Raw genomic sequence first — 13,016 nt, 5'->3', positions numbered from 1 at the left:
GTTTTTTTAATGATTTAATATACGGCTAAGGAATAAACGAGCCCTCTCTTCACGAGGATTGGCGTAAAACTCAGCCGGTGATGCCTCTTCTAAAACCCTGCCTTCGTCCATGAATACGATTCGATCCGCTACTTCACGGGCAAATCCCATTTCGTGCGTGACCACCACCATCGTCATACCTTCATGGGCAAGTGCTTTCATTACATCCAGTACCTCGCCAATCATTTCTGGATCCAAGGCTGAGGTAGGTTCATCAAATAGCATGATTTCAGGTCCCATTGCCAAACCTCTGGCAATCGCTACCCGTTGCTGCTGTCCACCTGAAAGCTGAGAAGGAAATGAATTCGCTTTATCTCCAATCCCCACTTTGTCCAGATACTTCAGTGCAACCTTTTTCGCTTCCTCTTCGGATTGCCCTAGAACTTTCCTGGGAGCAAGCATGATATTCTCGAGCACTGTTTTATGAGGATATAAGTGAAAATGCTGGAAAACCATACCGATATTCCGACGAAGTTTGTTTATGTCCGTCTTTTTATCCGCTACATTTAGACCATTTATTGAAAGGGAACCTTGCGAAATGGTCTCTAGACGATTAATGCATCGAAGCAGTGTACTTTTCCCTGAACCCGAAGGTCCGATGACCACTACCACCTCCCCCTTCTTAATTGTAAGATTAATTTCTTTCAATACATGGAAATCGCCATAATACTTATTCACTCGGTCAAAAACTATCATAATTAGCCCCCTGCCCAAAACTGAAAATTTATAATAATCAGAATTCTAAAAGCGTAATATATCACTCTCTTAACTCGAAACAAATCTTATGTATAATCCTTTCTTCAAAAATTATTTCCCAATATTTCATAATTCATCGTGAAAAGTCCATTTTTATTGTTATTTTAAACTAGTAATTCAAATAATATATTCAATATTCACATTTTTATTATATATAATATTTCTTAAAATTACCATATAAACTTTAAATTGTTAAAAACGATATTATATTTCATGATATTATTGCTATATTTCATAAAACTGATAAATTTAAACTGATATCCATAAAAAAATTCCCTCTTTTTGTAAAAATGCATTTATTTCCCGAAGGCTTAATACGCTCTTAAAAATACAAAAAGACAGCTATCGCTGTCTTTTTCATCATTCCTTTATCGCGTCTTCAAATGGCGCTGAATATAAACCCCTTGGCGCCAGCATATCCGTATCCGATTCACGGGTTTCCCCTCCGTGAGTATATGGACCTACTGGAAAAAAATCAAACAAATCACTTTCCTTATGTATGATCAAGAAATAATCGTATAAATCATCCATAAGTTCCTGATGTTCATCTATTTTCACGATTTCGCCATATTCATCAATTTCAAAGTTTTCATTTATCGCATCCTGAAGTTCCTCATTATTTGAATACGCGATATAAAAATCAACATCACCGCACTCCATGCATAGCAAGAGTTTTTCTTCCAGTGACTCTTCATAGGTTTTCAGAACGATTCCCTTTAAAATGGCATCAATCTTTCCAGTATTAGTCAGTTCAATTTTAGTCTGGAACATAAAACCCCTCCAATCAAATACAGGCATTAAAAAAAGTAAACACCAGTTAACAAGCTTGCCCTTTAATTTTAAATGAAAATGTTTTGGACACCTAAATCCAAGTCCACAAGTCGTTCACTAACCGCGAGGTCAAAGGTAATTCATATAATCTTTCCGGATCCCTCTTTTAATTAGCCAGGATTCTTCCGCTTCTTGTATATAATAAGTTTGCCCACATAATTAGAATGATAATCTCCTATAATACAAAGAAAAAGATGATTGGAAGCGTAATCAGGCTTAATGATGTACTTATGAACGTAGCACTTGATACGAATTCAGGCTCCGTATTGAATTGGAGCGCATACATCGTAGTGTTGGCCGCCGTTGGCATTGCAGCTACGATGACCATGATATGCCTGACCATATCACTCACTGGCAAGGCAAGAGATAGCAGGAAGGCAATGGCCGGTGACACGGCAAGTTTAAGGAGCAGCGAAACTGATAGCTTCCGATAGGCTATTTTTTTCAGCGAAATGTTGGCCAGCTGCATTCCCAGTGTAATCATTATTGTGGGAATCGCTGCATTTGCAACAAGGTTAATAGCTTCCATAACCGAATTGCTTAAAGGTACGTTAACGAACTGAAATACTGTACCGGCAATGGCTCCATAAACAATTGGCATTCGACATACTGCTTTAATCGCCGTTTGAACTCCGTTACCTTCCGGGCTGCCCTTCGCTGCGAAATAAATGCCGATCGTGCACATTACTAACTGCTGTCCCACCATAAGGATGATTGCATAATCGAGTCCTGCGGCTCCGAATAACAGGAAAATGACGGGTGTTCCGTAATTTCCGTTATTCATGAATGCAGATGCCAATATCATGCCGCTTGTCTCAGTGACTGTATAATTGCGAAAATAAGATATGATGTAGACTACCAGTATAAGAGAAAGACAAAGTACTATCGTGAATAAGAACAGGTAGAAATAATTAATCGTAAATTCTGCGGAATAAAAAGTCCGGAACACAAGAAAAGGTGACATTAAATATAATGCCATCGTGGAAATCGATTTTGTATCAAGTTTGAACTTTTTCTGACCGATGAACCCTAAAACAAAAATACCGAATATCGGTAAAAGAACTCCCAAAAACCCCATGCACTTCACCTTCATAATCTTAATGATTTTCTTTTAACAATATCAGTTTTATTATTATTTGTAAAAATTCTTTTAAACCATTTTGATTGCACATCATATATTCTAACACAAACTGACTTTTCTCTATTTTCAGAAAACAATATTCCATTTCCCCATGCATATGGTATATTGTTTATTATATTTACGTTAATAAACGTAACATCAGTACTTTAGGTTATAAATATATATGAAGGGGTGTTTTTAGTGGATGTAAAATTCATGGAGATGGCTGTTCAGCTTGCATATGAAAATGTATTGGCGAAGAACGGAGGACCTTTCGGTGCTATAATCGTAAAAGATGGCAAAGTCGTAGGCAGAGGATGTAATAATGTGACAACAGCCAACGATCCTACTGCTCACGCCGAAGTACAGGCGATTCGTGATGCATGCAGGAATCTCGACAGCTTCCAGCTTACAGATTGTGAAATATACACTAGCTGCGAACCTTGCCCCATGTGCATCGGTGCTATTTATTGGGCACGTCCAAAAGCCATTTATTACGCATGCACTAAAGAAGACGCTGCAATTATCGGCTTTGATGATCACTTTATATACAAAGAACTTGCCCTGCCAATGGAAAATCGCACGATTGAAATGAAACAATTGTCTTTTAATGACCATGATTTACCATTCCGCACTTGGGAAACCAATACGGAAAAAGTGAAATATTAATCGGATATATTTTGCCAAAGGGGTTACGAATATGAAAAAAAAATTGCTTAAAAGGAGAATTGACGTTGCAGCAGGAAGAACACCAGCAGATTGCGTCATTAAAAACGGGCAAATCATAGATGTTTTCAATGGGGATATCTATACAGGCGACATTGCGATCGTCGATGGTTACTTTGCTGGAATTGGGCATTATGATGGTATTTCACAAATCGATGCTGCAGGAAAATTCGTATGCCCTTCCTTCATTGATGGCCATGTTCATATAGAATCATCGATGGTCAGGCCATATGAACTTGCAAAAATCCTCCTTTTACATGGTGTGACCTGCATCGTTGCAGACCCTCATGAAATTGCCAATGTTTCTGGCAAAAAGGGCATGGAATATATGATTGAACAATCCGCTCAACTTCCTTTTGACTTTTACTTCATGATGCCCTCTTGTGTACCTGCTACGGAGTTTGAACATTCTGGTGCTGTCTTAAGAAGTGAAGATTTAATTTCCTTTTATCAAAACCCGAGAGTGCTTGGTTTAGCCGAAGTCATGAATTTCCCTGCCGTTTCACATACGGAGGAGGATATGCTGCAAAAAATATATGATGCAAATAGACTAGGCAAAAGCATCGATGGCCATGCAGCCGGATTATCCGGACAACAGCTCGATGTTTATATGAGTGCAGGCATAAAAACGGATCATGAATGCACTACTGCGGAAGAGGCAAAAGAAAGACTGCGTAAAGGTATGTATCTTATGATCAGGGAAGGCACGGTTGCCAAAGACTTAATAAACCTGATTCCAGTTATTAACGAGAAGAACTCCCGCCGTTGTTTATTCGTCACCGATGACCGGCACCTAGATGATATTGTATATGAGGGAAGTATCGATCACAACGTTCGACTTTCCATAGATACAGGTGTCCCGCCAATTACCGCCATACAAATGGCGACCATTAATGCAGCAGAATGCTTTGGTTTAAAGGAACATGGTGCAATTGCACCTGGATACAAGGCAGACTTCCTTCTATTGGATGATCTTGATTCCATCAACATCCACTCGGTTTTTAAAGATGGAAAGCTTATCGTTCAAAATAATCATTTACTTAACTTTCCAGATGATAGGAAACAGGTTATTGATGACGGGTTGACGCACTCCGTTCATTTTCATGAAATAACCGAAGATGATTTGGCGATTCCTTTTAAAAATGAGTTCGCTAATATTATTGAGATAACTCCAAACAGCTTGATTACAAAGCATTCGATTGAACCGGTCACACTTAATCAAGATGGACTATTCCATTTCTCCGAACATGTTGATCATTTAAAACTTGCTGTTATTGAAAGGCATCATCTGACCAAACAATTAGGTCTTGGAATCGTCAAAGGGCTCGGGTTGAAATCAGGTGCAATTGCCACTACAGTAGCCCATGATTCACATAATTTGATCATTGCCGGAACGAATGATCAGGATATGCTGCTGGCAGCAAAGGAAATCAAAAAAATGCAGGGTGGATTGACCGTAATCCAAAATGGGGAAATACTCGCTTCCCTTCCCCTGCCAATAGCTGGATTGATGAGTGAATGTGATTATATGGATGTGGTCCATTCATTGAATAAAATCGATGAGGCCCTATTGAAACTCGGTGCTAACAGGCATTTCAACCCTTTTCTTACACTTGCCTTCTTGGCGTTACCTGTCATCCCTGAAATCAAACTGACGGATCAGGGTTTATTTTCCGTTTCTGAGTTTAGGCATATTCCTATCGAAGCCTCAAAGCCAGTCGATTAAATTTGACCCCCTAGTCGGGGTTTTTTTCTTCGCACCCAAAAACCTCCAAAATAAATAGGTTCCAAATCAACAGAATACGGGAAAAGGATATAAGGTATCATCTATGTTAAAATAAAAATAAACACAAATCTTTCTTGGAGGAGATAAATATGGTAAAACATGATCAACAGAACATTATTGGATACATAGGCACTTACACAAAAGGAAACAGCAAAGGTGTTTACCGATTTACTTTAGATACAGCAGAAGGAAAACTCAGCACACCGGTTCTTGCAGCAGAATTGACCGATCCGACTTATGTCGCCATCAGCCAGGACAAAAAGAATCTCTACGCCATTTTAAAAGAATCGGGCAGTGGAGGTGTTTCAGCCTATTCGATTAATGAAGATTCAGGTGAGCTTACCTTCTTGGGGAAACAACTGACACCAAACGGTTCTTCCTGCCATATAAGTGTTGACAGCAAGAAACATGTCTTGGTCACTTCCAGTTATGGTGAAGGCGTGATTGAATCATATCCGCTTCATGACGATGCGACCCCTTTGCCTGTATCATCAACTGTTCAACATAAAGGTCAAGGACCGAATGAAGAACGTCAGGAAAAAGCACACACTCACTTTGCCGGTTTCACACCAGATGAAAGGTTCATTGCTGTAGTCGACCTCGGGATAGATAAAGTGATAACCTATAAAATACATAGTGGGATTTTGGAAGAAGTAAACAGCTTATCTGTTGCTCCCGGCAGCGGACCACGGCATCTGACCTTCCACCCAAACGGAAAATTTGCGTATGTTATGGCAGAATTGGTACCAGAAGTCATTGTTTTGAGCTTCGATAGTCAAACTGGAAGTTTTTCTGAATTACAAACGGTTCGGACCGTCCCGGAAGATTTCAAGGAAAATAACCAAGGAAGTGCAATTCATATTTCTGATGACGGGCAATTCATATATGCTGCAAACCGCGGACATGACAGTATTGCCGTTTTCCAAATCAATCAAGAAACAGGCAAACTGGCATTCGTGGAACTGGTTTCTACCGAAGGTCACTGGCCACGTGATTTTTCATTGGATCCTAGCGGAAAATTCCTGATCGCTTCTAATGAACAATCAGGAAACCTGACACTATATGCACGGAATGAGCATGACGGAAAATTAACATTATTGCAAAAGGATGTTCAAGTTCCCTTCCCTGTTTGCGTAAAATTCTTATAATCTTAAAAAAAGGATTGAAGCTTGTACTACAGCTTCAATCCTCTTTTTTATATTCTTCTTTAATTCCATTTCTCCGCCATTTCGGGAAAATCTATATATGGGTTACGATTACCCTGCATTTCATGTATAGCCTGGTTTCTATGTTTTTCATAAGTGCTGACGGGAAAAAGCTGATGCCATTCCAAAAGCAGTGCCAGGTCGATTTTGCTGCTATCGATGATTCCCTCATATCTGAGTAAAAAATACAAAGTTGCCCTCGCCACGATCCCTTTTCCGTATTCAGGCTCGAATTTACTTTCGTCTGATTTTCCGCAACCCGCTTTTATACCGGCAGCCGATCTCTCAGGGATATAATCCTCAAAATCATGGTATGGATAGTTACTCCGGCTGCTATTACACGTTGGTTCACAAGCGAACAGATGATGCAAATCCCCCCTCATCGGTTCTTTTTTATCGAACCATGATTGAGGTACTACATGTTCACAATTAACGAGAATGTTCTCCGAATTTATTGATTCAATACCTCTTGACAACACTTCCAGTATACGGATATCTTCCTCAATCACTTGTACAGGATCCATCCCTTTACCGGAATACAGACTTTTCAGCTGGCCATTTTCCTGTAAGTCCACCCATGGGTAAACATGACGATGTGGTGAGTAGTTCAGCTGGTTTTTATGGGTTGCCACAAGTAGGTCCTTCAATCCTTCCCGGTCCAAGGAACCATCTTTGTAGTATGCTAGCTTAAGTTCCTGATCTTTGGTTTCATCATAGTATTCGCGGTTTTCATTGTAGTTGACTAGTGCAGCCATTGCCATTTCCCGTTCTTTTTCAAGTACTTCAAAACTATACTTCATCCACTCATCCCCCCGCTTCTATTAAAAACCTAACATTTACCATAATTAAAGCTTAATAGAAAAAGACTGAAAAAAAAAGGTGCTTTAGAAGTGTCTAACGAAGAATTTCAATAAAATGGGTAAGGATTTTCGCCGTCATTCCCCAGATTACCCGACCATTATATAAGTAAAAATATTCTTCCATCTGTTTCGGCTGCCATTTATAATTCTCCCCGCCAACGACTAAATCGTGGGGGAAGTTTTCATGCGGTTCCACTTTATATTCCACATGGTAAATTTCTGGCGGTTTTTCCATGAAAAAGGATAGCGGGACCGTAAAAATGGTTTCTACCTCAGCTGGATTAGGTATTATCCGTTGATGGTTACGAACAAACCCTGCATAAGGATAGACGATCATCCCAAATGGAGATACCAAATAATCGATAGGAAAGACATTATCGATATCTTCTTTTCTCAAATTAAGTTCCTCATATGTTTCCCTTAGGGCTGCCGCCTGTTCATCATGGTCCAGCTTGTCTATTTTTCCGCCGGGAAAACATATATCCCCTGGCTGCCTCCTCAGTTTGTGTGAACGTTCTTCGAAAAGAACATGAATTCCATCTTCTTTCTCTAGAAGCGGTACCAATACAGCATACTTTGAAAAATTCCCACTCCCTAAAATTTCAGGGATATGTAATGTTAGTTTTTTTGTTATATCTTCATTATTCATGTCCCTCACCTCTTCTGACGGTTAATATTGAGTTTCTACCACTCCTTATCATTCCATTTTCGAACATCTGCTATAACTAAGCAAGGAAAACGATTCCAAAATATTGCCTATAATTTCTACTAGATTCCTTTTCCTCTTATTCTTCCTTGATCATAGACAAAAGCACCGTTCAAAGTTCTAAAACGGTGCTAAAACTAAACGCATCAGTCTCATTTAAAAAGCATGTTTGCGTATCAACAGTACACGCGTAAACTTAATTGAATATTCAGGTTTTTCTACTTATTTTCATAGTTCAGCTAGCGTTCGCTTTACCGTCGTTATGATGAATGAAAAATCCTCTTCAGTTATACTAAGTGGGGGAGCAAGAGTCAGGACATTATTGAAACCCGCTACAGTATCACCATTTTTACCTATGATCAGCCCCTTTTCTTTACATGATGCAATCACTTTATTGATTTTGGAAAGTTCGATCGGTTGTTTTGTCAGTTTATCTTCCACTAGTTCAATCCCTACCAACAAACCTTTCCCTCGCACATCACCAACATTGGGATGAGTTTTAATTTCTTCAAACTCTTGCAGAAAACGTAACCCTAACTCCTTAGACCGTTCTATAAGTTTTTCATTTTCATATATTTCAATATTCTTCAAAGCGACGGCACATGCAGCCGGATTGCCGCCAAATGTATTTACATGCCGAAAGCGGTCATATACATCTGAGCCAATATACGCTTCATAAATTTCACGTTTGACGGCTGTAGCGGATAATGGCAGATAAGCGCTCGTAATTCCTTTAGCCATTGTTACGATGTCTGGTTTTACATCATAGTTCATAAATCCGAATCTCTTACCAGTACGGCCAAACCCGCAAATGACCTCATCCGAAATGAGAAGGACACCATTTTTCTCACAAATTTCTTTGACACGTTTCATATAACCATCAGGTGGCATTAAAATTCCGCCCCCAGTGATGATTGGTTCCATGATGACCGCAGCAACCGTTTCGCTCAGCTCCCATGTAATGGTACGTTCAATTTCCGCTGCACTTTTTTCACCGCTTTCATCCTCTGGATTTCTGTAAGAATCCGGCGGTGATACATGAAGAAACCCTGGGGCCAGCGGTTCATATTTGTATTTTCGCTGCGCCTGCCCGGTCGCTGACAGGGCACCCATTGAATTGCCATGATAGCCGCGATAACGCGAAATGAATTTATAGCGTCCATGTTCACCTTTTTGCTGATGATACTGCCGCGCAATTTTAAAGGCAGTCTCATTTGCTTCTGAACCGCTGTTAGAGAAGAAAATCACATAATCCCCACCAAGCCATTCATTTAATTTCTCTGCTAGCTTAATAGCCGGAATGTGGCTATTCGTTAAAGGGGCATAAGGAAGTTCCTTCAGTTGCTCGTAAGCGGCTTCAGCCAGTTCCGTGCGGCCATAACCAACGTTGACACACCATAAACCTGACATCCCATCCAGGAATCGATTCCCATCAACATCCGTAATCCATGCTCCTTGCCCTTTTTTTATCACCATTGCCCCAGGGTTGGGTTCAGCCCCTTTCATATGATGCCACACATATTTACCATCCATCGCTTTAAGATCCTGACCCTGCTTTTCAACCTGCATAAGCTACACTCCTCCTAAAAAGATGTATAAAGGAAGGCCGACCAATTTGAGCCGACCCCCTTTTTCCTATCAGTATCTTGCCGTTAACATTTTCTTTCTAGTGTAAAATTCCACTCCGTCTTTCCCATTGGCATGAAGGTCTCCATAAAATGAACTTTTATAGCCGGAAAATGGAAAGAATGCCATTGGCGCGGGTACCCCAAGATTAATGCCAAGCATCCCTGCATCAATTTCTTCGCGAAATTCCCTGATGGCTTTTGCACTATCCGTATAGAGGCAGGCACCATTGGCAAATTCGGATTGATTGGTCAATTCGATTGCTTCTTCAAGGGTATTGACCCGTACTATGGATAAGACAGGAGCAAAAATTTCATCACTCCATATTTTCATGTTTGTTTTTACATGATCAAATAATGTCGGTCCAACGTAATAGCCATTTTCCTGATCGCCTTCATTCCTGCCATCACGAAGGAGGACAGCTCCTTCTTTCTCCCCGATTTCAATATATTGTTCTGTTCTCTTTTTATGAGTATCACGAATCACAGGCCCCAAGAAAACGTCCTTATCCATTCCATTTCCTATCTTGATGTCATCCGCTGCAGCCTTTAATCTCTCAACGAGCGAATCTCCCACTTCTCCCACCGCAACAACCACTGACGCAGCCATGCAGCGCTCGCCTGCAGATCCGAAAGCGGCATTCGTAATGTTCGTTACCGCATTATCCAAATCCGCATCAGGCATGACGATTGAATGATTTTTCGCTCCTGATAAAGCCTGGACACGTTTTTTATTGGCAGCTGCCGTTTTGTATACATACTCTGCGACAGGCTGGGATCCAACAAATGATACCGCTTTAATGTCTTCATGTTCCAATATCCCATTCACGACATCGTGGGCACCATGGACAATATTGACAACTCCATCCGGAACACCGGCTTCTGTCAATAATTCCACAAGACGGTTGGCCAATAGCGGTGTCCGTTCTGAAGGTTTTAAGATAAACGTATTTCCACAAGCTATTGCCAGCGGGAACATCCAACATGGTACCATCATCGGGAAATTAAACGGCGTAATCCCTGCAACGACACCCATTGGATAACGATACATGCCAGATTCAATACCTGGAGAAATATCAGGAAGCTGGCTGCCCATCATCAAGGTAGGCGCACCTGCTGCGAATTCCACGCATTCAATCCCCCGCTGAACCTCACCATATGCTTCTGTATAGCTTTTTCCATTTTCGATTGTGACCAGCTTTGCAAGCTCATCCCAGTGTTCTATCAATAATTGCTGATAACGGAATAAGAAGCGGGCTCTTTTTGGAACGGCGACCTTTTTCCATTCTTTAAACGCCTTTTTAGCAACCTGCACCGCTTGGTTTACATCTTCCTTTGTTGAAAGGGGAACGATCGCCAAAGCTTCTCCTGTTGCCGGATTAGGCACTTGTTCATGTTTCGATGTTGTGGAATCCACCCATTTGCCACCGATATAATTTTTCAACGTTTTTACTTCATTTATTACTGCCATTAAAGAAACCCTCCATTTCAACACGATTTTATAGTTTCATTATATTTTTCAAACGGACTTTTTACATTAGACGTTTTGTATAGTTTTTGATTCAATATTTGCACATATTGTTTGTTTTTGATTTTCCAATATTTACAATTTCAAAACCGATGTATTTTTCCTTATTTCTTCTTTAATCAGCAGACTCCAAAGCCATCATTCTATAATGGAATATAGCTTTAAGTCTTGATGCTTTCCCTTTACAAACATTCCTTTTCTAATAATTCCCTCAATAGACATACCAGCCTTTTGCATGACGCGTTCTGAACCCATATTTTCAACGAAGCACCTTGCTTGTATACGAACTAGGTTCATATTTTCAAAGCCAAAGGCGATTATCTTTTGCGCTGCCTCCGTCATCAAGCCACTCCCCCAATACTCGGGTGCAAGCACATACCCGATTTCTGCACTATGATGATCAACCTGCCATGAAACAAAATCAATAGTACCAATCAACTTACCACTTTCCTTGTGTTCTATGCCCCATGGAGCGATTTTCTTATCCTCATAATTTTGCAGGATAAACCTGATAAAATCTTTTGTATCACATAGGGAACGATGAGCTTCCCATGTGACGTAACGGGAAACTTCACTGTTGGATGCATAAGCGAACATGTCTTCGGCATCATTCATGGTGACTTTCCTCATGACCAAACGTTTTGATTCTATAATAGGCAGCTGTCCATATATGTCTTTCACGTTCATGAATACACCCCATTCCATTGATTATTAGTATTATAGCAAGATTGTTAAGCAATCGCTTTCCCGATTGAAAGATTTTCAAAACTTACGTATAATTCAGAAAAAAAGATACAGGAGGTTAGTTATGCCAAAAAGAAAACTAATAATAAGCCAAAATTTGAATGAGCTCTTACTACAGAAAATTAAAGAATTGGTTCCCGATTGGACGGTTATCACCGGAAGATCTCCGGAAATATGGAGAAATCATATAGCCGATGCTGAAGTGATCGCAGGCTGGAAAGCGGAAATGTCTGTATCGATTGATGCAAGCGAAGTAAAATGGATCCAGACATGGAGCGCCGGAGTGAATGCTTTACCCCTGGAAAATTTAGAACAAATGAATGTTCAGATTACAACTGCAAACGGTGTTCATGCGTATCCCATTTCAGAGACTATTTTCGCGTTAATGCTTGCCTTAACAAGAAAAGTAGATACATATATTAAACAACAGCAGACAAAGACTTGGCATCACGCAAATATGAAGCAGGAAATTCATGAAAAGACCATCGGAATCATCGGTGTCGGAAAAATCGGAAAGGAAACCGCAAAAATTGCCAAGGCTTTTGGCATGACAGTGTTAGGAATGCGCCATTCGAATAAATCAGAAGAATTTGTCGATGAGATGTTCACACAAAAACAATTGAATGATCTTCTTCCAAGATGTGATTATATTGTCGTGACATTACCTTTGACCCCAGAAACAAGGTATATGTTCGGGAAAAAGGAATTCATGTTAATGAAGAGCTCCGCTTTTTTCATTAATATAGGAAGGGGAAATCTCGTCATTCAAAACGATTTGGTTCAAGCGCTTATGGACAAAGAAATTGCGGGTGCCGGACTTGATGTGTTTGAAACGGAGCCACTTCCTGAGAATAGCCCACTATGGGAGTTGGACAATGTAATCATCACGCCGCACACATCCGGAAATACGGAATTTTACGACCAAAGGCTCATTCATGATATTTTCATGCCGAATTTAAAGAACTATCTAAATGGTAAAAAACCTTCAACAAATTTACTTGATTACAAAAAAGGGTATTAAAAATTGTTCATCGAATGTGTACATAAATAATCTTCCCATGTTAGCTTGCAGATTCCGACATTATCTGTT

Annotated in this window: 12 protein-coding genes; 4 read left to right on the top strand and 8 right to left on the bottom strand. The window is 40.1% G+C overall.

Going from position 1 to position 13,016, the window contains the following annotated elements; all coding sequences use genetic code 11:
* Positions 1–6: 6 nt before the first annotated feature.
* The 3 genes from LQ188_RS02035 to LQ188_RS02025 all read right to left on the bottom strand — a co-directional run bounded on the left by LQ188_RS02035 (position 7) and on the right by LQ188_RS02025 (position 2,704).
* Positions 7–735 carry an amino acid ABC transporter ATP-binding protein gene (locus LQ188_RS02035; protein WP_230175888.1) on the bottom strand — a complete coding sequence of 243 codons (729 nt, stop codon included), beginning with the start codon at positions 733–735 and terminating at the stop codon, positions 7–9.
* Between the two features lie 420 nt (positions 736–1,155).
* Positions 1,156–1,566 (bottom strand): hypothetical protein, encoded by a 411-nt coding sequence (locus tag LQ188_RS02030; RefSeq protein ID WP_101225416.1) that lies wholly within the window; start codon positions 1,564–1,566, stop codon positions 1,156–1,158.
* A gap of 235 nt (positions 1,567–1,801) precedes the next feature.
* A complete protein-coding gene (locus LQ188_RS02025; protein WP_230175887.1) occupies positions 1,802–2,704 on the bottom strand; it encodes an AEC family transporter in 903 nt (300 codons plus the stop codon).
* A gap of 258 nt (positions 2,705–2,962) precedes the next feature.
* Between LQ188_RS02025 and LQ188_RS02020 the strand changes: the two genes are divergently transcribed.
* The 3 genes from LQ188_RS02020 (at position 2,963) to LQ188_RS02010 (ending at position 6,406) form a co-directional block, all read left to right on the top strand.
* The gene (locus LQ188_RS02020; protein ID WP_101225484.1) at positions 2,963–3,415 is read left to right on the top strand and encodes a nucleoside deaminase; all 453 of its coding nucleotides are present in this window, start codon (positions 2,963–2,965) and stop codon (positions 3,413–3,415) included.
* 31 nt (positions 3,416–3,446) lie between these two features.
* Positions 3,447–5,198, top strand: coding sequence for an adenine deaminase (gene ade, locus LQ188_RS02015; RefSeq protein WP_230175886.1), 1,752 nt, complete (start codon positions 3,447–3,449; stop codon positions 5,196–5,198).
* A gap of 149 nt (positions 5,199–5,347) precedes the next feature.
* Positions 5,348–6,406: a lactonase family protein gene (locus LQ188_RS02010; protein WP_101225419.1), complete on the top strand. Its 1,059-nt coding sequence runs from the start codon at positions 5,348–5,350 to the stop codon at positions 6,404–6,406.
* Between the two features lie 59 nt (positions 6,407–6,465).
* On the opposite strand, the gene LQ188_RS02005 is transcribed toward LQ188_RS02010, so the two are convergent.
* The 5 genes from LQ188_RS02005 to LQ188_RS01985 all read right to left on the bottom strand — a co-directional run bounded on the left by LQ188_RS02005 (position 6,466) and on the right by LQ188_RS01985 (position 11,869).
* Entirely contained in the window at positions 6,466–7,263 is a 798-nt protein-coding gene (locus LQ188_RS02005; protein ID WP_101225420.1) for an endonuclease, read from the bottom strand.
* A 94-nt stretch (positions 7,264–7,357) separates the two neighbouring features.
* Positions 7,358–7,972: a CoA pyrophosphatase gene (locus LQ188_RS02000; protein WP_101225421.1), complete on the bottom strand. Its 615-nt coding sequence runs from the start codon at positions 7,970–7,972 to the stop codon at positions 7,358–7,360.
* Positions 7,973–8,257: 285 nt separating this feature from the next.
* Positions 8,258–9,598, bottom strand: coding sequence for an aspartate aminotransferase family protein (locus LQ188_RS01995; RefSeq protein WP_101225422.1), 1,341 nt, complete (start codon positions 9,596–9,598; stop codon positions 8,258–8,260).
* 69 nt (positions 9,599–9,667) lie between these two features.
* On the bottom strand, positions 9,668–11,125 hold the full coding sequence (locus tag LQ188_RS01990; protein ID WP_101225423.1) for a CoA-acylating methylmalonate-semialdehyde dehydrogenase: 1,458 nt from the start codon (positions 11,123–11,125) through the stop codon (positions 9,668–9,670).
* 195 nt (positions 11,126–11,320) lie between these two features.
* The gene (locus tag LQ188_RS01985; protein WP_230175885.1) at positions 11,321–11,869 is read right to left on the bottom strand and encodes a GNAT family protein; all 549 of its coding nucleotides are present in this window, start codon (positions 11,867–11,869) and stop codon (positions 11,321–11,323) included.
* 121 nt (positions 11,870–11,990) lie between these two features.
* On the opposite strand from LQ188_RS01985, the gene LQ188_RS01980 reads away from it, so the two are divergent.
* Positions 11,991–12,947, top strand: a complete 957-nt coding sequence (locus tag LQ188_RS01980; RefSeq protein WP_230175884.1) for a D-2-hydroxyacid dehydrogenase — start codon at positions 11,991–11,993, stop codon at positions 12,945–12,947.
* The last annotated feature ends 69 nt before the right edge of the window (positions 12,948–13,016 follow it).

The sequence above is a fragment of the Peribacillus sp. Bi134 genome, from assembly GCF_918698065.1.
Classification (GTDB): domain Bacteria; phylum Bacillota; class Bacilli; order Bacillales; family DSM-1321; genus Peribacillus.
This window is presented reverse-complemented; position numbering and strand designations above follow the sequence as displayed.